The sequence below is a fragment of the Nocardia puris genome, from assembly GCF_003315035.1.
Classification (GTDB): Bacteria; Actinomycetota; Actinomycetes; order Mycobacteriales; family Mycobacteriaceae; genus Nocardia; species Nocardia puris.
This window is the reverse complement of sequence record NZ_QNRE01000014.1, coordinates 130,354-155,357: the sequence shown is the minus strand read 5'-3', so window position 1 is coordinate 155,357 and position 25,004 is coordinate 130,354. Positions and strand designations below refer to the sequence as shown.

Sequence of the window (25,004 nt, the reverse complement as noted above, 5' to 3'; positions counted from 1 at the left end):
CCGTTCGGTGGCCGAGTTGCCGGTCGGCTCGCGCGCGGCCCGTCGGACGGCGACGTTCGGGCGCTCATCGACGGGTACGCCGACGCCGTAGATCGCTCCTTGGCCGACGGCCTGACCACGGCATACGGACCGAAACCGCCCGAGAGCGAGCATGACTCAACAAGGTGACGAGAACCGCGCCGGTGTTGTCCTTACGCAGGGGTTTTCACCTGCGGAGCGACCTCCGGGTTCAGCGGCCGAGTTCCCCGTCCGTCGACTCGCGCGTGGTGCGCGGGCGGTTGGGGCTGCTGAAGGTGGGGCGGAAGTCGATGTCCGCGGCGGGGGTGGGGTATTGCTCGGCGGCAGCGGGCACGTGGCTGAAAAGGCTCGGCTGACTGTCGTTCATCTCGATACTCCTTTTGTTCCTTAGAGCATTCGTTCGTGAGCGCGGGGGGCGTCCACGGCCGGAGCGGGTGCTCGACGGGCTGGACGCGGCCGTACCGTTCGGGTTTCGGGGGGTGGCAGGCGGCTCGAATTCGCGACGGTCGGTATCAATCTTTCGTGAGTTGCCGAGAACCACAGTACACGTCCGCGTGCGGTTGGGCCCGGCAAATCTCACGCGGACCCACCGCCCGCGCGCGTACGGCAGCCCGGCGCGGGGCGGACCGGCGGCCGGCGACCGTGCGACGCCCGCGCGTGATCGCCGGCACCCGCTCGGCCGCCGCTGCCGGGCGACCATGCCACGTCCGCGCGTGATCGCCCCCGCATCGCTCGGACGCCGCTGCCGAGCGCCGGTGAATCCGCCTCGGCGCCAAACCAATTAGCGTTGCTCAGTTCCTGAAACGGGCGCGCGGGTCCCCGCGATGTGAGGAGTATCTTTTGCCGGTGCGGCCCCTGGAGGTGGGCATGTTCGACGCGGCAGCGATCGCCGGGTATCTCGCGGCGGCGCTCGGGGGAGCGGGATCCCGGTGGGTGGACGAGAATCTGGATCGGGCGTTCGGCGCGCTCACCGAACTGGTCACCGCGAAGCTCGGGGGCCGGGCGGTCGCCGACCTCGCGCGCAACACCGACAGCGTCAGCGCGCGGGCGCGGGTCGCCGCGGCGCTCGAGGAAGCGGCCGAGGACGATCCGGATTTCGCCCGTGACATCTCCGAATTGCGCACCCGGCTGGACGAATTGACCGGCCAGGTCACGATCGAGGGGCAGAACACCTTCGGGCAGCTCGTCATCGGTTCGGGTACCAATGTCGGCCGCGACAACACCGTCACGACCATCACCACGAACGGTGCCCCGCATCCCGACGATTTCAGCGCGGCCCCGATGTGGACCAAAGCCTGCCTCTGGGTAGGCGGTTTCATCGCCGCGGTCGGCTGGTTCATAGGGTTCGCCGCGATCTCCACCCAGAGCTCGCACCAGGACTTCACCAGCGGTTTCGTGGTCTTCGCGATCGGCGGCGTGGTGATGGCCGTCGGTGAACTCGGCGCTCGGACGACTCGCCGCTGAGGATCGGGGCGGTCGGCCGGTCATGCGGTCGGCCGGTCGGGGCGACGATGCCGGTGCCGAGAGCCCCTCGGGCACAAGCAATCGACGAGGGGAATGCTCTTTCGAGGTTCGCGGTTCGCGGTTAGCAGCGCACCCCCTCTCACCCCGCGCGGCGCAACTCGTCCACGTACCGATGCGCCTCGCGCGCGATATCGCGCCAGAGCGCCAGGGTCGCGTCGCGGTCGGGGCGGGGCGGGAACTCGATCCATTCGCGCATGGTGCGTTTGCCCATCACCACGCGACGGGCGACGCCGGATGCCACCAGTTCCTCCGTGCGCTCGCGGGGAAGCTTGGCGATGAGTTCGCCCTCGAATCCCAGGAACGCGAAGATCTTTCCACCGACGCGCAGGCCGGGGCTGCGGAACATGGTGCCGGTGGCGACTTCCGGATCGTCCGCGAAGTCCGCGGCGATCCGGTCCAGCAAATCGACATGGGGCACGTCATCTCGGGCGGGCACGGCGTTCACCTCTCTCGGGTAGGACGCGTTCGAGCGCGTCGACGGAACCGCTGACCGTCAGCCCTTCGGCCTGGGCCTTGCGCACCGAGATCTGCCCGGTGAACAGCCGGATCAATACCTGCGGCGGGGCGGTAACGGTGGCGTCGGGCTGCCGGTCGGTCGAGCAGGGGCGCACGTCGACGCGGCCGCCGCCCGCGAGGACATCGCACCCGTCGGACAGATCGCCCAGCCGGACCGTGACCGGGGGTTCGTCCGGGGCCCCGTCGCGGGCGAAATGGCGTAGCGGCAGGGCGAACCAGTGCACCCGGAACTCGTCGTCCTCGGGCGGCGTGGCCATGAGCGGCGCGCCCCACCTGGTCAGCTCGCCGACCACGCCGCCCAGGTCCCGGCCGCGCGCGGTGAGGCGGATCAGCGTCGCCGCGACCGGCGGCGGTTCCTCGGTGCGCACGAGCAGACCGGTCGCCTCCATCTCGCGGAGCCGGTCGGCGAGCAGATTGCTGGCGATGCCGGGCAGGCCGCGCCGCAGATCGGCGAAACGGCACGGGCCCTGGGTGAGCAGTTCCCGCACGATCAACAGGGTCCACCGGTCCCCGACCAGGTCCAGGGCGCGGGCCATCGAGCAGTACTGGTTGTACGAACGCACCCTCCGAGTCTAGCAAGTTGGTTGAGAAAATCTACCAATAGGTTTAAATTCTAAACTATCAACCGGACGGCGAGATCCGAGGAGAAGGTCATGGCTGTTGTCAGCGAGCACGCACCCGAGGTGTTGCGGGACTACTACGACGTCCTGACGGGCGGCATCGAAAAGTACGGCGACGGTGCGCAACTCGCGCCGTTGCTCATCGGTGACCTCGTCTTCGAGGGACCGATCGCCGGGACGGTGGCGGGTGTGGAGCCGTTCCTGCGAGGAGTGAAGGGATTCATCGCGAACGTCGAGAGGATCGACCTGCTCCAGGAAGTCCTCACCCACGACGGCGCCGCGACCCTCTACGACGCGCACATGCCGGGCGGCCCGACCCGCCTCGCCGAGTTCTTCACTTTCGAGGGCGGCCGGATCGCGCGGCTGCGCCTTCAGTACGACCCGGCCGACTATTTGGCCAAGGGTGGCGCCTGACTTTCTGGAAGGCAGGCGCATCGTGGAGGACGGAACGGTCCGGGATCCGCTGGCCGCGTCGGGCCGATTCGCCGAGTTCTGGGCCCGCCGGCACGACGCCGCTGGGTGGCGGATCGGCACGGGGCAAACCTCGATGAGCGCCGGCTGAACGATCGGGATGCCGGGCGCGAGCGGCGGTTGTTCCTTTCGGCGGTTCCGGTATTCCCGCGCGGAGCGGTCCCGGGTGACCGGCTGGTTAGTGTAGCCTAAGCTTGCCTGAGGCTCAATTCGAGAGCGGCGGTTGTTTGTCACAGCGCAGCGCGCTTGTCCCGTAGTCGCGATTGGCTATGCTCGGATGGCCAGTTAGTGCACCCTAATTTTTTAGGGTGCACTAATCAGGTGATGGTCCTGATCTGCGAGAGGCGTTCTGATGGTGGTTACTCGTCCCGAGGCGAGTACGGAGATTGATCTCCGGGCGGACATCGGTGCGGTCCTGGGGATTGCGCCCGACGCCGTGGACCCCGAGGGCGACCTGATCGGACAGGGCCTGGACTCGCTGCGCATGATGCGGCTGGTGGGCCGTTGGCGCAGCCTCGGTTACGACATCGATCTGGCGCGCCTGTCGGCCGCGCCGACCCTCGCCGCCTGGGCGGCGCTGCTGGCCGAGCGCCGGATCGCCGAAAGCGACGCCGCCGCAGTCGAATTCGACGACGCCGACCTGGCCGCCGCGTTCCCGGTCGCGACCACCCAGCACGCCTACTGGACCGGACGCTCCCGCGACCACGGTCTGGGTGGCGGCGCGGCGCACCTCTACGTCGAATTCGACGGCCCGGCCCTCGATCCCGAGCGTTTCCGCGCGGCCGTGACCGCGCTGCTGGAGCGCCACCCGATGCTGCGCGTCCGCCCGCCGCACGACAGCACCCAGGTCGCCGAAGCCGGTGCGGTGAGTGTGCACGATCTGCGCGAACAGTCGCCCACGGCGGTCGCCGAGGCCCTCGAAGAGCGCCGTCAGCGGGGCACCGACCGCAGCCTGCCGGTCGAGGACAGCGCCGTGCTGCGCGCCGAGCTGACCCTGTTGCCCGAAGGTCGCGGACGGGTCCATCTGGCCGTCGACATGACCGCCGCCGACGCCATGAGCTACCGCGTGCTGGTGGACGACCTGGCCCGGCTCTACCTGGGCGAGCACCTGCCGGAGCTGGGCGTCACCTTCCCGGCGCTCTCGGCCGAACGCCGTGCGCGCGAGGCCGATGTGGCCTGGTGGAAGGCCCGGATCGCCGATCTGCCCGGCCCGCCCGAACTTCCCGTGAACGCAGCGGCCGCCGACGCCGCGCCCGCGATCCTGCGCCTGCACCACCTGATCGACGCCGACGCCCGGCAGCGCCTGGAAGAGGGCGCCCGCCGGCGCGGCGTGACGCCCGCCGCCGCGATGGCGGCCGCGTTCGCCGAGGCGGTGGGCGCGTTCTCGGCCAGCAGCCGCTTCCACCTCACGGTGCCGCTGTTCGACCGCGACGCGGTGACCCCCGACGTGGACGAGGTCGTCGGCACCTTCACCTCCACGATCGTGGTGGACGTGGACCTCGCCGAGGAGCAGCCGCTGGCCGAGCGCGCGAGCGGGATGCGCGCCGCCATGCACGAGGCGGCCGGTCGCGGCACCGCCGGTGGCCTGGATGTGCTGCGCGAACTCGGCGAACCGGTGGTGTCGCCGGTGGTGTTCACCAGCGCGCTCGGGCTCGGCGAACTGTTCTCGCCGGTGGTGGCCGAGGTGCTGGGAGAGCCGTCCTGGATCGTCTCGCAGGCCCCGCAGATGCTGCTCGACGCGAAGGTCGTCGAGGTGTCCGGCGGTTTGCTGGTCAACTGGGGCGTGCGCACGCCCGACCTGGCGCCCAAGACCGCGCGGTCGATGTTCGACTACTACGTGCGCCTGCTGGACCTGCTCGTGGCGGGCGAATGGGACACCCCCGCGCCCGGTCCGCAGAGCGTGACGGCGCCGGTGTACCACTTCGAGTCCCGGCCGATGGATGTCGACCGCGACGCCGTGGTGGCCCACGGCTGGCTGAACCACCCGAAGTCGGCCTACTGGGGCATGCTCAACAGCAGTGTGGCCGACGTCCAGGAGCTGATCCGGGAGGCGGGCGCCGATCCGGACCCGCGCTTCGGCATGCGCATCGGGTACTTCGAAGGCGAACCGCAGTTCCTCTTCGAGCTCTACAACCCCGCGACCAGTGACCTGGCCGAACCGGGCACCGGGTACGTGCACGAGCCGGGTGACATCGGCATGCACCTGCTGGTCGCCAGCACCGATCGACGGCTCCCGGCTTTCACCGGGAACGTGATGCTGCACATCATGCGGACCGCGTTCTTCGAACTCGGCGCCGAGCGCGTCGTGGTCGAACCGGATGTGCGCAACCTGGACGTGCAGGCGCTCAACGCCGCCGTCGGCTTCGTGGTCGCCGGGGACTACCCGGTGGCGGACAAGGTGGCTCGACTCAGCTACTGCACCCGCGCGAATTTCATTCGCGTGACGGACAACGGGCGCTCGCTCGCAACCGTCGATCAGCGTTCCGATTCCTGAGAAGGCAGCGTTTTGAGTAGTACCGAGGCCAACGCCCGTTCGTTCTGGCAGATCTACAACGCCAGAATCGCGAAGAAGATCCTGTCCGAGTTCTGCCACGAGCGTTTCGTGCATCCCGCCGAACTGTCGCCCGGCCTGTTCGTGGTGTATTCCGACGACGGCCGCACCGAGTACCGATTCCGCGCCGAGATCCTCGCGCTGGACAGCTGGAGCATCGATGAATCGTCGCTGCGGCGGATCCGCGACGGTGTGGAACTGCGCGTCGACTCCCTCGCCCTGATCGTCGATCTCGCGGGCTCCCTGGGCATTCCGGCGGAGTCGCTGCCGGAATATCTCGAGGAATTCACCAACACCCTGACCATCAGCACCAACCGCTCGGACGCGCGGCGGATCGCGGCGGCCGAACTGGCCGAAGCCGATTTCCAGACGATCGAGCGCACGATGACCGAGGGTCACCCCTGCATCGTCGCCAACGCCGGGCGGCTCGGTTTCAGCGCCGACGACGTGGAGCGCTACGCCCCCGAATCGGGCGGGCGGTTCCCGCTCACCTGGGTGGCGGTCCTGCGCGAGAACACCGAGTTCGCCGCCGTGTCGGGCGTCGACTACGACAGCCTGGTGCGCGGCGAACTGGGCGCGGACACGCTCGCCGGTTTCGACGCCGTGCTCACCGAACGCGGCCTGGACCCGGCGGCCTACTACTACATGCCGGTGCACCCCTGGCAGTGGGTGCACAAGATCGCGCGCATCTACGCCGTCGACATCGCCGAGCGCAAGATCGTGAAGGTCGGCGACGCGCCGGACCTGTACCAGCCGCAGCAGTCCATCCGGACCCTGTTCAACGTGTCGAATCCGGCCCGCCACTACGTGAAGATGGCGCTGTCGATCGTGAACATGGGCTTCACCCGGGGCATGTCGGCCGACTACATGCGCACCACCCCGCTGATCAACGACTGGGTCCGCAGCCAGGTGAGCGGGGACCCGTACCTGAAGTCGCTGGGCTTCGAGCTGATCTACGAGGTCGCGGCGATCGGCTACCGCAGCACCACCTACAACGCCCTCACCCAGCCGGGTTCGGAGTACCGCAAGCTGCTCTCGGCGCTGTGGCGCGAGAGCCCGGTGCCGCGTGTGGCCGAGCACGAGCAGCTCACCACGATGGCGGCACTGCTGCACGTCGACCATCTCGGCACGCCGCTGGTCGAGGCGATCATCCGCCGCTCGGGCCTGCCCGCCGGGGAATGGCTGGCCCGTTATCTGCGCTGCTATCTCCAGCCGATCATGTACCTGCTGTACAAGTATGAGTTCAAATTCTCCCCGCACGGCGAGAATCTGATCCTGGTGCTCGACGGCGGCGTCCCGGTGCGCGGCATCCTGAAGGACATCGGCGAAGAGGTCTCCATTTTCGCCGCGCCGGACGGCATTCCGGACACCTGCCGCCGCGCGGTGACCGAAGAGGCCGACGAGATCCGCAACATGGGCGTGCTCTCGGACGTGTTCGACGATTACCTGCGCCACCTCGCGCTGATCCTGCACGCGCGCGGATTGCTCGCCGACGCCGACTTCTGGTCGGTCGTCGCGCGCGCCGTCGTGGAATTCCAGGAGCAGCACCCCGATATGTCGGAAAAATTCCGGAAATGGGACCTGTTCGCGCCGACCTTCAAAGCCATTCACATGAATCGCCTTCAGCTGTCCAACAACCGGCGCATGGTGAACCTCGGTGACTCCTACTCGACCTTGGTCGACGCCGACCACGAACTGGTGAATCCGATCGCGGCCCATCGCCCCGCGCCCGCGCGGGCGCGCGCCGAGGAGGTGGCGGTCTCGTGACCACCGCCGGACTGGAGGTCATCCGGGACGCCCAGGGCGTCCCGCACATCGTCGCGGATTCGGCCGAGGGCGCGCTGTTCGGGCAGGGGTACGCGAGCGGCGTCGACCGCGCCTGGCAGCTGGAGTTCCTGCGCCTGCGGGCCGAGGGACGCACCGCCGAGGTGTTCGGCGTCGACGGCGTGGGCTGGGACGAGTTCGTCCGCCGCGCGCAGCTGGACCGCGCCGCCCGCCGCGTCCACGACGCGTCCTCGGAGCGCACGCGGCGATTGCTGGCCGCCTTCGCCGAGGGGGTCAGCGCCACGGTGGAGACCGCCGACGCGCTCGAGCTGACCGAGTTCGGGCACCGCCCGACGCCGTGGCAACCGTGGACCCCGATCTCGGTGTTCCTGTTGCACCACATCCTCTTCGGGCGTTTCACCACGAAGCTGTGGCGGCTGCACGCCGCCCGCGCGCTCGGCCCCGACGCGCTGCGCCAGTTCGACTGCGAAGGCGTCGACGTCGCGCTGCCGACCGTGCCCGACTACCCCGACGACGCGTTCCTCACCGACCTGCTGGCCCAGTTCACCGGGACGGGCACCGAGACGCCCGGCGAATCGTTCGGCGAACCGCTGTCGGGCAGCAACGCGTGGGGCGTCGCGTCGGCGCGCACCGCGACCGGTGCGCCGCTGATCGCGGGCGACCCGCACCGCTTCCTGGAGCTGCCCGGCATCTACCAGCAGATCCACCTGGCCTGCCCCGAATTCGACGTGGTCGGCTTCTCCTTCGCGGGCGTGGCCGGGGTGCCGCACTTCTGCCACGCGGGCACGGTCGCCTGGGGCATCACCAACGCGATGGCCGACTATCAGGACCTCTACGTCGAACGGTTGACCCGCTCGGGCGACGGCGTGCTCGTCGAATCGGCCGAGGGCGTGGGCCCCGCAGAGGTCCGGCGCGAGCGGATCCTGGTGCGCGACGGGGACCCGGTCGAGCTCGAGATCGTCGTCACCGGCAACGGCCCCGTGCTGTTCGGCGGGCCGGAGGCCGCGTTCGCGGTGAGCCTGCGCTCGCCCATGCTGAACGACCCCGAGGTCACCTTCGACGCCGCGCTGGACGTGCTGTTCGCCAAGACGGTGGGCGATGTCGAGCAGGCCATGGCGGGGTGGGTCGAACCGGTCAACCGGATCGTCATCGGCGACACCAGCGGCCGGGTGACCCACCACGTGGTCGGCAAGATCCCGGTGCGGGCGCACGAGAACTACTGGCTGCCAGTGCCGGGCTGGGACGCGCGCTACCGGTGGCGCGGTTACGTCACGCCGTCGGTGCACGACGACGGGTTCGACGCGAGCGTGCCGGGCTACTCGGTGATCGCCAACCAGCGCATCCCCGATTCGCTTCCGCTGCAACCGGTCACCACCGAATGCGCGGCCGCCGCGCGCGGCGCGCGGATCGGCGCGCTGCTCGACGCCGATTCCGCCGTCACCGTGGACGCGTGCGAGCGCATCCACGGCGACGTCGCCAACGAACAGGCCGACGTGCTCGTCGGGCGGCTGCCCGCGCTCACCGGCCTGAGCCCGGCCGCCGAGGAACTGCGCCGCGCGCTGCTCGCCTGGCACGGCGAGATGCGGGCCGACAGCACCGACGCGTACGCGTTCGCCGAGGTGCGCACCCGCCTGGTCCGCGCCATCGCCCGCCACGAAGCGCTCGCGGGCCTGTCCGAGCCGCACCTGTTCTCGCCGGTGCTCAACCCGTGGTTCGTGGTGGAGACGCGCCTGGCCGCGGCGCTGGATTCGGTGCTGCGCCTGGCGCCCGAAGTCGGCGTGGACATCGAGCGGCTGCTCACCGAGGCCCTCGAGGCGGTCGCCGCGCACCTCGCCGAGCAGGAGACGGTCCCGACCTGGGGCAGCGTCCACGTGCTCACTCCGCTGCACGGCCTGGATCTGGCCGGCCTCTCGCCGAAGCTGCCCGAGCTGTCCGCGCGGATCCGGCCGGACCGGCTGCCGCTGGGCGGTGACGCCGAATGCGTCTTCGCGAACGGCAGCGCCGTCGGGTTCTCGCACGCGTGCAGCCTGGGTTCGGCCGCCCGCTACGTCTGGGATCTGGCCGACCGCGACGCGAGCCGCTGGATCGTGCCGCTGGGCGTCAGTGGCGATCCGCGCTCGCCCTGGTTCCAGGACCAGGCGCCGCGGTGGGCGCGCGGGGAACTCGTGCCCCTCGTGAGCGACTGGGCGCGCCTGCGCGAATCCGGCCACCCCCGTGCGGTTTTCGAGCGGGCCTCCGGGTCCGCGGGCTACCGGCTCGCTCGCACGGGATCCGCGCACGACCCGGCGCGAGGAGAGACGTGACGGTCTCGACGCCGGGGTAGCCACGCCCGATCGCCGCGGGCCGACCACCTCGGCCGAAACAAGTTCGTTCTCGATGCAATCCGACGTAATAGTGGGGCTTTCCGTGTCACATGAATCCACCTCCCCCTGGGGAAGGCCATCCAAGTTCGCCGACCCGGGCGACGGCTGGACGGCCGCAGGCAGCGGACTGGCGCAGCTGGCCGCCGCGGTCTCCGACCATCGCCACCACAGGGCGCCGCTGCCGCCCGGCGATCCCGCCGAGGTGCTCACCGTGGTCGCGGAGGCGCTGGGGCCCGAGCGCATCCCGGACAGCGGTCTCGGCGAACCGGCCGCGCTGGCGCGCCTGGCCGATCTGATCGCCGCCTACGGCCTGGACCTGACCCACACGCTGTGCGCGGCGCATTTGCAGCCGCCGCCGCTGACCGTGGCCGTGGTGGCCGACGCGCTCGCCAGCGCCACCAACGCCTCGCTGGACACCTATGACTCCGGCCCCGCAACCCTGGCCATCGAGAAGTGGGCCGTCAGCGCGCTGGCCCGGCTGGCCGGCCTGCCCGAGTCCGCCGGCGGCGTGTTCGGGCCGGGCGGGTCCTACTCGAACCTGCTGGCGATGCTGATCGCCCGCGACTACAGCGCCGCGCAGCTCGGCATCGACATCCGGCAGAACGGCGTGAGCGCCCTGCCCCGGCCCGTGGTGCTCTGCTCGCGGGTGGCGCACTTCTCGGTGCACCGCGCGTGCGCCGCGCTGGGCCTGGGTGAGGCGGCGGCGATCCCGGTGCCGGTCGACTCCGAGCACCGGATGATCCCGGAGGCCCTCGAGCAGATCCTCACCGAGCTCGCCGAGAGCCACACCCCCGTCGCGGTGGTCGCGACCGCGGGCACCACCGACTTCGGCTCGGTCGACCCGCTGCCCGAGATCGCCGAGATCACCGCCCGGCACAATGTGTGGTTCCACGTCGACGCCGCCTACGGCTTCGGTTCGCTGTTCTCCGACAACCTGGCCGGACTGCTGACGGGCATCGAGCGCGCCGACTCGGTCACCCTGGACCTGCACAAGGTCGGCTGGCAGCCCGCCGCCGCCAGCGTGCTGCTGCTCGCCGACCAGGAGCGCTTCGCCTCGCTGAGCCGCTCGGTCGCCTACCTGAACCCCGACGACGACGTGGAGGCCGGTTTCGGCGGCCTGCTCGGCCAGACCTTGCAGACCACCCGCCGCCCCGACGTGCTGAAAGTGGCCGCGACCTTCCTGGCCTACGGCCGCGAGGGCCTGGGCGAGATGCTCGACACCTGCCACGAGCTGGCCCGCTTCGCCGAGCGCCGCATCGGCACCGAGCTCCAGCTGGAGCTGGTCGCGCCGGTCACCATGACCACGGTGGTGTTCCGCTACCGCTGCGAGGACCTGGACCTGGACCAGGTGAACGCCGAACTGCGCCGCCGCCTGATCAGCTCCGGCAAGGCCCTGATCGGACGCACCCAGGTGCGCATCCACGGCGAGGGTGAACCGCGCACCTGCCTGAAGCTCACCTTGCTCAACCCCGAATCCAGTGAGCAAGATATCGATTCGCTGTTCGACGAACTGCTGCGCGTGGGCCTGGAAGTGGAGTCCGAAGGCCTGAACACCGAGCGCGACGAGATGGTGAAGATCCATGAGTGAAGTCCAGAAGGTCGACATCCTGGCGATCGGGTGCGGCCCGTTCAATATCGGCCTGGCGGCCATGGCCTCGACGGTCGAGGACGTCGAGGTGTTGGTGGTCGACTCGGTCGAGGAGTTCCGCTGGCACCCCGGCCTGATGTTCGACGAGGCCAAGCTCCAGGTCAGCTTCCTGTCCGACCTGGTCTCGCTGGTGGACCCGACGCATCCGATGTCGTTCCTGGCCTACCTGGCCGACGTCGACCGCCTGTACCCGTTCCTGGTGCGCGAGGACTTCTTCCCGACCCGGCGCGAGTACGAGGCGTACCTGCTGTGGGCGGTCGGCAAGCTCACCTCGCTGCGGTTCTCCACGACCGTCGAGGCGGTCCGGTGGGACGAGGCCGCCGGGCACTTCGAGGTGTCGGTGACCAGCGGCGGCGAGGCGTCGGTGATCCACGCCGGCCACGTCGTGGTGGGTGTGGGCACCGAGCCCGCGATCCCGGCGGCGCTGTCCACCGACTCGCCCGCGCTGGTGCACAGCTCGCAGTACCTGTTCCAGCAGGAGGCCGCGCACCGCGCCGACGCGGTCACCGTCATCGGGTCCGGCCAGTCGGGCGCGGAGATCGTCATCGACCTGCTCGAGGCGAACCTGCGCGGCGGCCCGGCCGTGCGGTGGTGGACCCGCACGCCGTGGTTCGCGCCGCTGGACTTCACCAAGCTGTCGCTGGAGATGACCACGCCCGCGTACATGGACTACTTCCACAGCCTGCCGGAGGAGACCCGCGACCGGGTGCGCGCGGGCCACTGGCAGTTCCACAAGGGCATCTCCTCCGACACCCTGGAGCGGCTGCACGACCTGCTCTACCGCCGTCAGCTGCTGGAGAAGCTCCCGCCGGTGCAACTGCGCAACGGCGTCGCGGTCGAGGGCCTCGACACCCTCGGTGACGGCAGGCTGCGCATCCGCGGCAAGCACCTCGACACCGGCGCGCGCCTCGCGCACACCGCGGATCTCGTCATCGCGGCCACCGGCTACCGGCCGCGCAAGACCGACTTCCTGGCCCCGGTCGCCGACCGGCTGCGCCGGGATTCGCGCGGGCGCCCGGTGGTCGAGGCGAATCACGCCGTGGCCGCCGACGAGGCGCTGTCCGGCCGGATCTTCGTGGCCAACGCCGAGGCGCACGCCGTCGGCGTCTCGGCGCCGAACCTCGACATCGGCGCGGTCCGCAACGCCAAGATCCTCAACTCCGTGCTCGGCCGCGAGGTGTACCGGTTGCCGCGCAACACGGCCTTCACCAGCTTCGGCGTGACGGACGAGGAGATCGTCAAGTAGAGCGCAGCCCGCTCACCCGTGACCACGCACCTCCGGTGGTGCACCTGCCGGGCCAGTCCCGGCAGCAGACAACAAGGAGTACCTATGTCCGACGACCACATTCGCGACGCGCTGAACAGCATCCTGGAAGAAGACCTCGACCTCTCGCTCACCGACGTCTCCCGGTCCTCGCTGCTCGTCGAGGACCTGGGCATCGACTCGGTGGCCTTCGCCATCGGCGTGGTCGCCATCGAGGAGCGGCTCGGCGTGCAGCTGACCGAGAAGGAGATGTCGGAGGCCGCTTCGGTGGGTGATCTGGAAGACCTCATCCGCGCGAAGGCGACCGTCACCGGGTAGTTCCGCCGGACCCGATGCCGATGTCGCGACAGTGACATCGGCGTCGTCGCGTCGGCACCCGCGTGCCCGAGTCTTGCGAATCGAGTTTGCCTGACAACGTAATTCGCGGGGCCGGGGCCGGGGCTCGCGGGAATTCGCCGGGCACCGCCATGCGGTCGACGCCGTGCTTGTGAGAGCCCTTACATACCGGAGGCCGGGCGGACCTGAGGCTTGATCACCGAAGCGCGGCTAATTAGGATTGACTGGCCTAACTTACGCGGCTACCGGGTGCGGGTGATCTCGACGAGTTCGCTCCCCGGTAGCTCGCACGGGCGGGCTCGGCGGATGTCGCGGGTGGTCGCCAGGTGGCGGACCTCGTCCCCGGCCGGTTCTGTTTCTACTGGTCAATGAAGGTTGCCATGTCAAAACTCATCAAGGTCGCTGTCGTTTCGATTCTGGCCGCCCTGCTCGGCCTGGGCGTGGCCCAGCCCGCCTCGGCGGACGTGCTGATCCGCGATGCGAAGGCCGCCGATCTCTACATCCGCGACGATGTCCCCTCGCTGCAGCAGCTCGAGCGGATGTACGCCGCGTTCTACAACCCCAACGTCTCCATCAACGACAAGGTGGCGGTCACCCTCGGCGGTGAGAAGGCCCGTCCGATCGTCGAGCAGAACATGTCGTTCAGCCAGGCCTACGACTTCTTCTCCATCCAGGGCCGTGCCGTCGGGCCGGTCAATATCAACGGCGACTCGCTCAGCGTGGTGGGCGAGGGCCTGATCGCCGGCTTCCCGGCCACCTCGGCGACCTTCTACCTGCAGCGCGAGGGCGGTCTGTGGAAGTTCGACTTCAAGAAGTTCTGCGAGAACGTCGCCTGCGCGGGCAACCCGCAGTTCGACTACTGAGCCGACCCACGGCCCGCGGCCGGAAGTGAATCTCGACCGCGGTCACCGGTTCTCTCCGATCGGGTGGTTCGCACGCCTCCACGGGTGTGCGGGCCACCCGATCGTCGTTCCGGCGGTCGCGGCGGGTTTTTCCTCACACTCGAGCCTCTTGCTCCCCGGTCGGGATGGTCTATGCTCGACGGGTGCGGTTAGTGCACCCTAACTTCCGGGTGCGCCGACCCGCGATCACGATCCGCGCGCAGGGCGGACCCCGCCCGTGGACGACCGGATTCGGAGACCGCCGAACGGCCCTCGGCGTGGGTCGTCGACCGTGCCGCCGTCCGGCGGCCGGTACGACCGGCCCCCACCCTCCACGGCTAGGAGAAGCATGAACGTACTGACCGACGCGCAGCGCGAGCTGATGCGGCAGCGGCTCGCCGACGCGGGCCTCGCGGCCGGCCGGGGCGCGACCGCCGAGCGGGCGCGCCCGGAGCAGTCGGACGGCGGCATGGGCATCGCCGAGCGCCGGATGTGGAAGATCTACGAGCTGGACCCCGATTCCATCTCGCACAACTACGGCGTGCTGCTGGAGTTCGACGACTCCTACACCCTCGACGAGGTCGTCGCCGCCTATGAGCGGCTGGTGAACGCCTCGGAGGTGCTCAGCTCGGTCGTCACCGTCGGCGACGACGGCGTGGCGCGGCGCGAGCCGAGGCGCTGGGACGGGCGCTGGGTCGTGCCGGGCCGGGTGTGGGAGTGGGGCTCGATGCCCGAGTCCGAACCGAACACCGAGGGCCGGTCGTTCGAGGAGATCGTGCGGGCCGCCGCCGTGGCGCTGTCGACGGCGTCGTTCCGGCTGCGGGAGGACCCGCCGATCCGCGCGCGGGCCTACGCGGGCGAGAACGGCGGCGTGTCCATGGTTCTCGTGCTGCACCACCTGGCCGGTGACGAGACCGCGCTGCCCCCGATCCTCAGCAAGCTGGTGGCGCGCCCCGGCGCGGCCGAGGCCCCCGCGCCCCAGGCCCCGCCGCGCCCGGTCGCCACGCTGGACCGCGCGGTGCAGCACGCGGTGCGCACCTGGGCGGCCGAAGGCATTCGCTATCCGCTCTCGGGCGAGCTGCCCACCACCACTCCAGAGGAGAGCTGGTTCTCGGTGATGGGGGAGGGGCCCGGCGCCTACCTCACCCACCCGATCGAGCGGGCCGGGGTCACCGCGCTGGCCGGCGTCGCCCGCGAGATCGGCGCGACGCCCAACGCGCTGTTCATCGTCGTGTCCGCGCTGAGCATCGCCGCGCTGACCGGCGCCGACGACTATGTGCTGCTGGTGCCCGCCGACAACCGGCAGCCCGGCGAGGCGGCCGACAAGGTCGGCTACTGCGGCAACGTGGTGCCGATGCGCTTCACCTTCGATCCGGCGGCGAGCACGAAAGACGCGCTGCGCGAAGCGGTGTCGACGGTCTACGGCGCGATGGAGTTCTCCTCGGTCGACTACGGGCCGATCCTCACCGCGCTGCGCGGCGGCGGCGGGCGCTTCCCGGTGGCCGAGGTGATGGCGCTGGTGAAGAACACCCCGCTGCGCGGTGTGCCGATCCCGGAGGGCGCGCGGGTGAGCTGCGAGACCGTCTTCAAGGGCGTCGTGCACTACCCGCTGGCGCTGGCGTTCGAGATCACCGAGGACGACCAGGTGCGCCTCGAGGTCGAGTACCGGACCGACGTCCTGGACGACGCCTACGCGCGCCGCGCCGCGGCGGTGGTGACCGACCTCGTCGTGCGGGTGCCCGCGGCGCTGGACCGGCCGCTGCGAGACCTGTTCGGGGATGTCCGCGCGGCGGCGAGCGCCTGAGTCGTCGCGGGGCTGCCCGGGCCGTGCCGGGCCCAGGTTTCAGCATGTTAGGCTAGGCAAGCCTAGCCTAAGTATCAGGTTTTGATCCGAGGAGTCACGTGTTTTCGAAAGACCAGCTACGTGCTGATGTCGCGGCCTTGCTGGGTGTTCCCGGTGATTCCATTGGCGACAGTGACGATCTGGTCCGCCTGGGCCTGCACTCCATGCTGCTGATGAAACTGTCCGGCACGTGGCGTCGCCAGGGCTACCGGGTGCAGAGTTCGCAGCTGGCGCTGGAGCCGACGATCGAGGCGTGGGCCGCCCTGCTGGGCGCGGGCTCCGCGCCCGCCGAGTCCGCTCCGTCCCCGTCCCCGTCCCCGGCCCCGGCTCCGGCCGAATCCGACCCTGCCGACCCTGCCGCCGAGGCCGAGGACGAGGAATTCGCGCTGGCCACCATGCAGCACGCCTACTGGGTCGGACGTCAGTCCGGGCAGGCCCTCGGTGGCGTGGCGGCGCACCTGTACGTCGAGTTCGACGGCGCGGGCGCCGATCCCGATCGCCTGGAACGCGCCGTCGCGCAGGTTGTTTCGCGCCACGACCAGCTGCGCTCCGCCTTCGGCGAGGCGGGCAAACAGCGCATCCTGGCCCAGCCGCCGGAGTCCTTCTTCCGCGTGGTGGACCTGCGCGAGGCCGCCGACGCCGACGCCGAACTCGAGACCATGCGCGACCGCATGAGCCACCAGCTCCTCGACGTGGCCGCGGGCCGGGTGGTCGAGTTCGTGCTCACCCTGCTGCCCGAGGGCAAGCACCGCCTGCACCTGGACGTCGACATGCTCGCCGCTGACGCCATGAGCTACCGGCGCATCCTGGACGACCTGGCCGCCGCCTACGAATCCGACGGCGCCCTGCCGCCGGTCGGCTACAGCTTCCGGCAGTACCTGGCCGAGCGCGGCGACCGGATCCCGGCCGACGAGCACGAGGCCGCCCGGCGGTGGTGGACCGAGAAGTTGCCGAGCCTGCCCGAGACCGCCGAACTGCCGACCATCGCGGAGGCCCGCCGCGCCGACCCGTCGCGCAGCGTGCGCTTCCACCACCGGCTCGAGCCCGAGGACAAGACCCGCCTGTACGCGCTGGCCCACGGCCACGGCCTCACCCCGGCGGTGACGCTGGCCTCGGTGTTCTCCGAGGTGATCGCGCGCTGGTCGGCGCGCCAGCGCTTCCTGCTGAACCTGCCGCTGTTCAACCGGGAGCCGGTGCACGACGAGATCGACCAGGTGGTCGGCGATTTCACCAACTCGGTGCTGGTCGACGTCGACGCCCGCGCGAGCGAATCGCTGGTCGCGCGCGCCCGCCGCCTCCAGCGCGAACTGCACAGCTGCGCCGCGCACGCCACCTACGAGGGCCTGGACGTGCTGCGCGATCTGGGCAAGCTGCGCGGGTCGGCGGTCACGCCGTCGGTGGTGTTCACCTCCGGCCTGGGCCTGGGCGAGCTGTTCTCCGAACGCGTGACGCGCCTGTTCGGCAGCCCGGTGTGGATTCTGTCGCAGGGCCCGCAGGTCGATCTGGACGCCCAGGTGGCCGAGGTCGGCGGCGGACTGCTGGTGAACTGGGACACCCGCCGCGACGCGCTGCCCGCGGGCGTCATGGCGTCGATGTTCGCCGAGTTCCGTGCCCTGCTCGACAGCCTGCTGGCGCCCGAGGCCGACTGGAATGCCCCGCTGTCCATTGCGTTGCCCGCCGAGCAGCGCGCCGCGCGGGAGGCCGCCGAGACCACCTCGGCGTCCATCGCGCCGCGCACCTTGCACGCGGAGTTCTTCGAGCGCGCGGCCCGGCACCCCGAGCGCGTCGCGCTCGTAACCTCGCAGGGCGAGGAACTGACCTACGGCGCGGTCGCCGAACAGGCGCTCTCGCTGGCGAATTCGCTGATCACCGCGGGTGTGAACACCGGCGACACCGTCGCCGTGATCGTGCCCAAGGGCCACCGCCAGGTGATCTCGGTGCTCGGCGTGCTCGCCGCGGGCGCGGTGTACCTGCCGGTCGGCACCGATCAGCCGGTCGCGCGCCGCGACCGCATCCTCTCCCGCGGCCTGGTGCGCGCCGTGGTCACCGGCGCGGATGTCGAGGTGCCCGAAGGCATCTCGCGGATCGTCTTCGAGGAGTCGATCAGCGGTCCGCGCGCCGACCAGGCCGTGGTGCCCGATCCCGACGCGCTGGCCTACGTGCTGTTCACCTCCGGTTCCACCGGTGAACCCAAGGGTGTAGAGGTCAGCCATCGCGCGGCCGCCAACACCCTCGACGCCATCGCCGAGGAATTCGGCCTGACCGCCGAGGACCGCACCATCGGCCTCTCGGCGCTGGAGTTCGACCTCTCGGTGTTCGACATGTTCAGCCCGCTCGCACTCGGCGGCGCGCTGGTCTGCATCGACGCCGACAAGGTGCGCGACGCCGCCGCCTGGGCCGAACTCGTGGCGGCGCACCGGATTTCGGTGCTCAACTGCGCGCCCGGCCTGATCGGCATGCTGCTCGACGCGGCCTCGGCCGACCAGCTGCGCAGCCTGCGGGTGGTGATCACCGGCGGCGACCGCGTGGACGCGGGCATGGCCGCCCGCATGCGGGCCCGGGTCCCCGGACTGCGCTTCGCCGGTCTGGGCGGCACCACCGAGACCGCGATCCACTCCACCGTGTACGAGGTCACCGACGAGTTCCCCGCCGAGTGGACCGCCGTGCCGTACGGGCGCCCGCTCTCGGGCGTGCGCTGCCGCGTGGTGAACGAGCGCGGCGAGGACGCCCCCGACTGGGTCACCGGCGAGCTGTGGATCGGCGGCGTCAGCGTGGCCGACGGCTACCGCGGCGATCCCGAGCGCACCGCCGACCGGTTCGTCACCGCGCAGGGCACCCGCTGGTACCGCACCGGCGATCTGGCCCGCTACCTGCCGGGCGGCACCATCGACTTCCTCGGTCGCGCCGACCACCAGGTGAAGATCCGCGGCTACCGCGTCGAACTGGGTGAGGTGGAGGCCGCGGCCAAGACCCGGCCCGAGGTCGGCGAGGCGGTGGCGGCGGTCGTCGCCGGACGGCTGAGCCTGGCCGTGGTCGGCGCCGAGGCGGGCCGGGTGGTCGACACCGTCGCGGTGGCCGCCGCCCTGGCCGAACTGCTGCCGGAGTACATGGTGCCCGACGTGCTGCACTTCCTGGAGCAGGTGCCGCTCACCAGCAACGGCAAGATCGACCGCGCCGCCATCCGCGCGGTGCTGGAGCGGGAAGCCGAGGGCCGCACCGTCGCCGAGTACGTGGCGCCGGAGACCGCGCTGGAGGCGGCGATCGCCTACATCGCCGCCCAGGTGCTCGGCATCGACCGGATCGGGGTGACCACCGACTTCTTCGACGCGGGCGCCAACTCGATCCTGGCCACCACGTTCGTCGCGAACGTGCGCGGCCTGCTCGCCATCGACGGCGTGGGCGTGACCGACGTGTTCAGCGCGAAGACGGTGCGGGGCTTCGCGGCCCGGCTCGTCGAGCGCGAGGAGGTGCCCGGCCAGCTCACCCAGGTGGCGCGAATCCTGTTGGAGGTCGCCGGAGTTCCCGATCCGTCGGCCGACCTGGCCGCGGCGCGAGCCTGATCGGGCAAGGAACGAACCAGTGCCGTCACTAGAGGACCTTCAGGCCGCGATGCGGGCCCGGCTCAGCGATGCCGGCATCGCGGCCGCGCCGGGCGTCACGGCCCGGCGCGATCCGGGCCGGGCGCCGCTGTCGTTCGCGCAGCGCGCCGTGTGGGCGTACCAGGTCCAGGCGCCGGACAGCTCGGCCCACAACCTCTGCCTCGCTTTCACTTTCACCGGTGCGGTGGACGAGGACGCGCTGCGGCGCGCCTTCCTCGCGCTGGTCCGCAAGCATGAGGTGCTGCGCACGACCTATCACGCCGACGCCGACGGCACGCCGTATCAGCGCATCCACGACGACCTTCCGCCGCGCGTGACCGCGCTGGACCTGCGCGGCGAAGCCGACGCCGACGCGCGCTTGCGCGCGGTGATGGCCGCCGCGGGCACCGAACCGTTCGACTTGGTGACCGAGTCCTCGCTGCGGTTGACCTTCGTGGAATTGCCGCCCGACGACGCGGGACAGCCCAGGACGGCCGTGGTGATGGCGTTGCAGCACATCGCCTGGGACGGCATGACGCTGCCCGTCCTCTCTCGCGATCTGGAGAGCGCCTACGTGCGCGCGAAAGAAGCGCCGGGCTCCGAACTCGACTTCACGCCGCTGTCGTTGCAGATCGCGGATTTCGCGGAGTGGGAACAGAATCGGTTCGCCGACCGCGACCACGCCGACGACATCCGTTTCTGGGAGCGGCAATTCGAGGGCGTCGAACCGCTGCGCCTGCCTTACGACCGGCAGCCCGCCACGGTCTCCGAACGCGGCGCCCGCTCGGATCGCACGCTGAGCGCGGCGGCCGACAAGAACCTGCGCGCGCTGAGCACCGCGCTGCGCACGCCGGCGTTCTCGGTGTTCCTCGCCGCGTACTACCGCACCCTGCGGCAGCTCACCGGTCAGCGCGACATCGTCATCGGCACCGCGGTCGCCAACCGCGAGGAATCCGGAATGGGTTCGCTGATCGGCAATTTCAGCAACGCGATCGCGTTGCGCGTGGGCGCCGACACCGACTCCTTCGCCGATCTGGTCGCCCACGTGCGCGCCGTCACCGACACCGCGTTCGGCCACCGGAACCACCCCTACGACCACATCGCCGAGGCGGCGCGGCGCGTCCAGGGTGGCGCGCGGCCGTACGAATCGCTGGTGCTGTTCCTCGAACAGAAGATCGACGGACCCCAGCTGCCCGGCTGCACCACCACCTGGGAACTCGCGGAGAAGGGCTACGCCCTGCTCCCTTTGACCGTGGAGGCGTTCCTGCACGCCGACCACACCGATGTGCAGATCGCCTATCAGGTCGATCTTTTCGACGAGCAGTCCGTCGCGCGCATCCACGAGGAACTCGACCGGGTCCTCGCGAACGCGTCGGCGGACCGGCCGGATCAGAGGGCTCACCAGTGACAGACACTTCCTACGACGACGTGCTCGCCAAGGCGTTCGACGACCGCGTGGTCGCCTGGACCGAACAGGCCGAGCTGGACAAGAAGTTCCCGCGCGCACTGCTCGAACATCTCGGCGCCGCCGGGGTTTTCGCGCGCAAGTGGGAGGACCGCAAGCTCACCGATCTCGGGCACCACTTCGCGCTGGCCCACCAGCTGGGCGCGCTCGGCTCGGCGGCCATCGGCGTCGGTGTGAGCCTGCACGATTCGGCCATCGCGATCCTGCGCCGCTTCGGGCGCAACGACTTCCTGCGCGAGCTGGCCGAGCAGGCCATCGCCACGGAGAAGGTGCTGTGCATCGGCGCCTCCGAGGAGTCGGGCGGCTCGGATCTGCAGAACGCGCGGACCATGATCGAGCCCGAGGGCGACGGCTACCGGGTGGTGGGGCACAAGAAGTTCGTCTCGCTCTCGCCGATCGCGGACTACATCTTCGTCGTCGGCCGTAGCGCCACCAGCGGCTCGTCGGGCGATGCGGGCAACGTCGCGCTGGCCGCGGTGCCCATCTCACAGGTCCAGGTCGGCACCCCCTACGAGAAGCTGGGCGCGGGTCCGCTGGACACCGCCCCGGTGACCATCGATACCTGGATCCCCGAGGAAGCGCTCATCGCGCGCCCGGCGACCGGCCTGGCCGTGATCAGCTGGGGCCTTGCCCACGAGCGCTATTCGGTGGCGGGCCAGATCGCCGCGGCCTGCGAGGTGATGCTCGGCGTCAGCCTGGCCCGGATGTACGACCGTGTCCAGTTCGGCAAGCGCCTCTACGACCACCAGGCCCTGCGCCTGCGCGTCGCGGATCTGCAAGCGCGCGTCGACCTGCTGCGCTACGCACTGAAAGGCGTTGCCGCCGAAGGCCGTATCAACCTGCGCACGGCCGCCTCGCTGAAAGCTTCCGCCGCGAGCCTGGGCGAGGAGGTCGCCTCGGAGTGCCTGCACATCTTCGGCGGCATCGGCTACCTGCAGACCGGCCTGCCGCTGGAACGCTGGTACCGCGATATGAAACTGGCCCGCGTCGGCGGCGGCACCGACGAGGTGCTGTGGGAGCTGGTGGCGGCGGCCATGAAGCCCGACAACGAGCGCTACGCGCAGATGTTCGCGAAGGTGGAACAGTCATGAGCACCCCGGTGAATACCGAAACCACGTCCGCCGTCACGGAATTGACGCCCTCGGACCACACCTACCTGCACCTGGACACCAAGAGCCGTCCGATGCACTGGTCGATGGCGCTGGAGCTGGCGGCCGACGGCCCGCACCTGTCCGTCGCCGACGTGCGCGAGCGAGTGCGCGAGCGCAGCGAGCTGTTCGACCTGTTCCGCATGGGCATCCGCGACGGCCGCTGGCGGGAGCCGCAGGTGGTGCTGGCCGAAAAGGTCGACGTGGAACGGCATCTCACGGCCGTCGAGTACGCGGACGGGGCCGATCTGCGCGCGCGGGTCGCCGCGCTGCTGGAGACGCCGTTGCCCCGGCCCGAACCGCTGTGGCACATCACCATGTTCACCCCGCGCGGTGACGGCGCGCAGTTCTTCCTGCTGCGCGTGCACCACGCCGTGTCCGACGGCATCGCGGGCGCCGCGTTCGCCGCGCTGCTGGCCGACGGCACTCCCGAAGAGCTCACGGAATTCGAGCGATTCGCGACCACGCCGCGTTTCCGCAGCCCGGAAGTCGAGCCGGAGGTGCTGAAAGAGGCGAAGGCCGCGTTCAACGAGCAGTGGGCGGCGGGCCGCAAGGGCCGCGGCTGGCCCAAGCTCACCAAGTCCGGCAAGCGCGAGTACGCCCTGTACAGCGCGTCCACTCGCGAGCTGCGCCGCGCCGCCAAGCGCAACGGCGCCACCGTGCACGAATTCCTGCTGGCCGCGATCGGCCGCACCGTGAGCATCGCGCCGCCCGCCGCGTCGAACCAGGCCGAGGTCATCCGGGTCACGCTGCCCGTCACCAACGATCCGGCCTTCCGCCACACCGGCAACGCGGTCGTGGTCACGCCGCTCAACCTGCTGGGCAACGAGACCGACCTGGCCCGCCACGTCGACCGGTGCCGCACGCAGCTGGCCACCATCGACAAGCGCCGCCCGGAACTCACGACGGCCGCTCCCGCCACCGCGCCCGGCCTGCCGTGGGCCGTGCGGCGGGCGATCGCGGCCGCCGGCCTGGCGCATATGAGCCCCGATATCCATATCGGTATCAATCCCGGATTCTCGCGGATTCGTTCCGTGCTCGGAAAGCCGATCGCGGAATTGACGCCGCTGTCGCCGCTGGCGGGTTATTCGCTCTCGGTGACCGCGCTGATCCTGGGCAACAAGACGTCGTTCGGCATCGTGATCGACCCCGCCGCACTGCCGGCAGGATACACCGACATCTTTGTGGAGCATTTCGACCGGGTGCTTCGCGAAGCAGGTACATCGGAATAAATCCGGCCGCATCCCGGCGTCCCGGAAAGTAATTCCGGAAACACAACCCATTCGACGCCGGGGTGTCCTCTGCGCAGAAGCGCCGTGCGGGAAGAGATGGAAACCCCAATGAGCAGAATTACCGAGTTGCTTTTCGAGCAGCCTGCTTCCGAGGTGAACGGCCTGTGGAGCGGTGTGGACGCGTCGGATCTGACGTTCCGGTCCTGGGATCAGGTGCGCGCGACGGCACGCCGGGTCGCGGGCGGTCTGGCCGAGGCCGGGGTGCAGCCAGGCGATTCCGTCGCCATTCTCGCGGGCACCCCGGGTGACGTGGCCGTCACCGTCCAGGCCACCTGGATGCGCGGCGCGGCCTTCACGATGCTGCATCAGCCCACCCCGCGCACGAATCTCGAGACCTGGGTGGCGGATACGCGCGCGGTGATCGAGATGCTGGGCGCCCGCGTGGTGGTGGTCGGCGCGCCGTTCACCGAGGCCGTGCAGGGTGTGGATATCGGCGTGCCTTTCGTCTCGATCGACGAATTGACCGCTCGCACCGAGGAATTGGCGCACGTTCCCACCGCCGAGGACGACGTCGCCGTCCTGCAGCTCACCTCCGGCACCACCGGCGTGCCGAAGGCCGTCGCGATCACCTACGCGAACCTGCACCAGAACCAGCTGGCCATGGTCGCCGCCGCCGGATTCCGCGCCGACGACGTGGTCGTCAGCTGGCTGCCGCTCTATCACGACATGGGCATGATCGGCACCTTCATGACCCCGCTGTTCGCCGGGGCCACCACGGTGATGATCACCCCGCTCGGCTTCCTCCAGAATCCGCTCTCCTGGGCCGAACTCATCACGCGCTTCGGTGGAACATTCACCGCCGCACCGAATTTCGCCTACGCCGTGCTCGCCCGCCGCCTGCGCCGCGCCGCCGACGGGGCCTACGACCTGTCGACCATGCGGGTCGCGGTCAACGGCGCGGAGGCCATCGACGAGTCCACGCTGCTCGAATTCCTCGGCGAGGCTTCGCGTTTCGGCTTCAAGGCCGAAGCGTTGATGCCCGCCTACGGCATGGCGGAGACCACGCTGGCGGTGTCGTTCACCGCCGCCGCCGAGCGCTACACGGTGGACGTCATCGACGCCGACTCGGCCGAGGCCGACAGCGTCGTGCGCCGCGACGAGGTGACGCGCCCGCGCACCCTCCTGCGGCTCGGCGTCCCGGTGCCCGGCCTCGAACTGAAGATCGCCGACGACAACGGCGACACCCTGCCCGCCGACCGCGTGGGCAACATCCTGGTGCGCGGCGACGCCGTCACCAGGCGCTACCTCGGCCCCGAGGGGTACGTCTCGGCGCTCGACGCCGAGGGCTGGCTGTCCACCGGCGACCTCGGCTACGTCGTCGACGGCACCGGCGAGGTGGTGGTGACCGGCCGCAAGAAGGACGTCATCATCGTCGCGGGCCGCAACATCTCGCCGACCGTGGTGGAGCGCGCGGCGGTCGGCGTCTCCGGTGTGCGTCCCGGCAGCGTCGCGGCGCTGGCCGTCCGGTTGCCCAGCATGGCGCGCGAGGGCATCGCCGTGATCGCCGAATCCGATTTCGCGGCCGACGCCGACGAGAGCGAGCGCATCCGCAAGGAAGTGGCCCGCGCGGTCTACGCCGACGTGGGCATCGCGCCCGCCGTGGTCACGATCGTGCACAAGGGCGCGCTGCCCAAGACGCCGTCGGGCAAGCTGCGCCGGTCCTCGGCGGCGAGCCTGATCCCCGCCTGATATCGCGCGATC

The 25,004-nt window shown here is 70.4% G+C and carries 18 protein-coding genes; 15 read left to right on the top strand and 3 right to left on the bottom strand.

Translation table 11 applies throughout. From position 1 onward, the window contains the following. Positions 1-229 precede the first annotated feature (229 nt). A complete protein-coding gene (locus DFR74_RS36275) occupies positions 230-385 on the bottom strand; it encodes a hypothetical protein (protein ID WP_157115843.1) in 156 nt (51 codons plus the stop codon). 473 nt (positions 386-858) lie between these two features. Between DFR74_RS36275 and DFR74_RS27940 the strand changes: the two genes are divergently transcribed. Beyond that, positions 859-1,482 carry a hypothetical protein gene (locus tag DFR74_RS27940; protein WP_067510621.1) on the top strand — a complete coding sequence of 208 codons (624 nt, stop codon included), beginning with the start codon at positions 859-861 and terminating at the stop codon, positions 1,480-1,482. Positions 1,483-1,621: 139 nt separating this feature from the next. Here the strand turns inward: DFR74_RS27940 and DFR74_RS27935 are convergent, their stop codons facing one another. Further along, positions 1,622-1,978 carry a hypothetical protein gene (locus DFR74_RS27935; RefSeq protein ID WP_147265952.1) on the bottom strand — a complete coding sequence of 119 codons (357 nt, stop codon included), beginning with the start codon at positions 1,976-1,978 and terminating at the stop codon, positions 1,622-1,624. Continuing rightward, the gene (locus DFR74_RS27930; RefSeq protein ID WP_067510619.1) at positions 1,962-2,621 is read right to left on the bottom strand and encodes a winged helix-turn-helix transcriptional regulator; all 660 of its coding nucleotides are present in this window, start codon (positions 2,619-2,621) and stop codon (positions 1,962-1,964) included. The genes DFR74_RS27935 and DFR74_RS27930 overlap by 17 nt, the downstream gene beginning before the upstream one ends. 90 nt (positions 2,622-2,711) lie before the next feature. On the opposite strand from DFR74_RS27930, the gene DFR74_RS27925 reads away from it, so the two are divergent. From DFR74_RS27925 to DFR74_RS27860, 14 genes are all read left to right on the top strand, one after another. Further along, positions 2,712-3,092 (top strand): nuclear transport factor 2 family protein, encoded by a 381-nt coding sequence (locus DFR74_RS27925; RefSeq protein ID WP_067510617.1) that lies wholly within the window; start codon positions 2,712-2,714, stop codon positions 3,090-3,092. A 409-nt stretch (positions 3,093-3,501) separates the two neighbouring features. After that, entirely contained in the window at positions 3,502-5,643 is a 2,142-nt protein-coding gene (locus DFR74_RS27920) for a GNAT family N-acetyltransferase (RefSeq protein ID WP_084537793.1), read from the top strand. A 12-nt stretch (positions 5,644-5,655) separates the two neighbouring features. After that, the gene (locus DFR74_RS27915) at positions 5,656-7,467 is read left to right on the top strand and encodes an IucA/IucC family protein (RefSeq protein WP_067510607.1); all 1,812 of its coding nucleotides are present in this window, start codon (positions 5,656-5,658) and stop codon (positions 7,465-7,467) included. After that, entirely contained in the window at positions 7,464-9,788 is a 2,325-nt protein-coding gene (locus DFR74_RS27910; protein ID WP_067510605.1) for a penicillin acylase family protein, read from the top strand. The genes DFR74_RS27915 and DFR74_RS27910 overlap by 4 nt, the downstream gene beginning before the upstream one ends. A gap of 103 nt (positions 9,789-9,891) precedes the next feature. Then, positions 9,892-11,436, top strand: coding sequence for a pyridoxal phosphate-dependent decarboxylase family protein (locus DFR74_RS27905; protein ID WP_067510603.1), 1,545 nt, complete (start codon positions 9,892-9,894; stop codon positions 11,434-11,436). Then, the gene (locus tag DFR74_RS27900; RefSeq protein ID WP_067510601.1) at positions 11,429-12,742 is read left to right on the top strand and encodes a lysine N(6)-hydroxylase/L-ornithine N(5)-oxygenase family protein; all 1,314 of its coding nucleotides are present in this window, start codon (positions 11,429-11,431) and stop codon (positions 12,740-12,742) included. The genes DFR74_RS27905 and DFR74_RS27900 overlap by 8 nt, the downstream gene beginning before the upstream one ends. A gap of 18 nt (positions 12,743-12,760) precedes the next feature. Beyond that, entirely contained in the window at positions 12,761-13,078 is a 318-nt protein-coding gene (locus DFR74_RS27895) for an acyl carrier protein (protein WP_267898927.1), read from the top strand. 398 nt (positions 13,079-13,476) lie between these two features. Further along, on the top strand, positions 13,477-13,959 hold the full coding sequence (locus DFR74_RS27890) for a hypothetical protein (protein ID WP_067510597.1): 483 nt from the start codon (positions 13,477-13,479) through the stop codon (positions 13,957-13,959). A 367-nt stretch (positions 13,960-14,326) separates the two neighbouring features. Beyond that, positions 14,327-15,781 carry a condensation domain-containing protein gene (locus tag DFR74_RS27885; protein ID WP_067510595.1) on the top strand — a complete coding sequence of 485 codons (1,455 nt, stop codon included), beginning with the start codon at positions 14,327-14,329 and terminating at the stop codon, positions 15,779-15,781. Between the two features lie 98 nt (positions 15,782-15,879). Next, positions 15,880-19,380: a non-ribosomal peptide synthetase gene (locus DFR74_RS27880; protein ID WP_067510593.1), complete on the top strand. Its 3,501-nt coding sequence runs from the start codon at positions 15,880-15,882 to the stop codon at positions 19,378-19,380. Positions 19,381-19,399: 19 nt separating this feature from the next. Then, positions 19,400-20,806: a condensation domain-containing protein gene (locus DFR74_RS27875; protein WP_232331785.1), complete on the top strand. Its 1,407-nt coding sequence runs from the start codon at positions 19,400-19,402 to the stop codon at positions 20,804-20,806. Next, positions 20,803-21,954: an acyl-CoA dehydrogenase family protein gene (locus DFR74_RS27870; protein ID WP_067510589.1), complete on the top strand. Its 1,152-nt coding sequence runs from the start codon at positions 20,803-20,805 to the stop codon at positions 21,952-21,954. The genes DFR74_RS27875 and DFR74_RS27870 overlap by 4 nt, the downstream gene beginning before the upstream one ends. Next, positions 21,951-23,243: a wax ester/triacylglycerol synthase domain-containing protein gene (locus DFR74_RS27865; protein ID WP_067510587.1), complete on the top strand. Its 1,293-nt coding sequence runs from the start codon at positions 21,951-21,953 to the stop codon at positions 23,241-23,243. The genes DFR74_RS27870 and DFR74_RS27865 overlap by 4 nt, the downstream gene beginning before the upstream one ends. A 108-nt stretch (positions 23,244-23,351) precedes the next feature. Then, a complete protein-coding gene (locus DFR74_RS27860) occupies positions 23,352-24,992 on the top strand; it encodes a long-chain-fatty-acid--CoA ligase (RefSeq protein WP_067510651.1) in 1,641 nt (546 codons plus the stop codon). Positions 24,993-25,004: the final 12 nt, after the last annotated feature.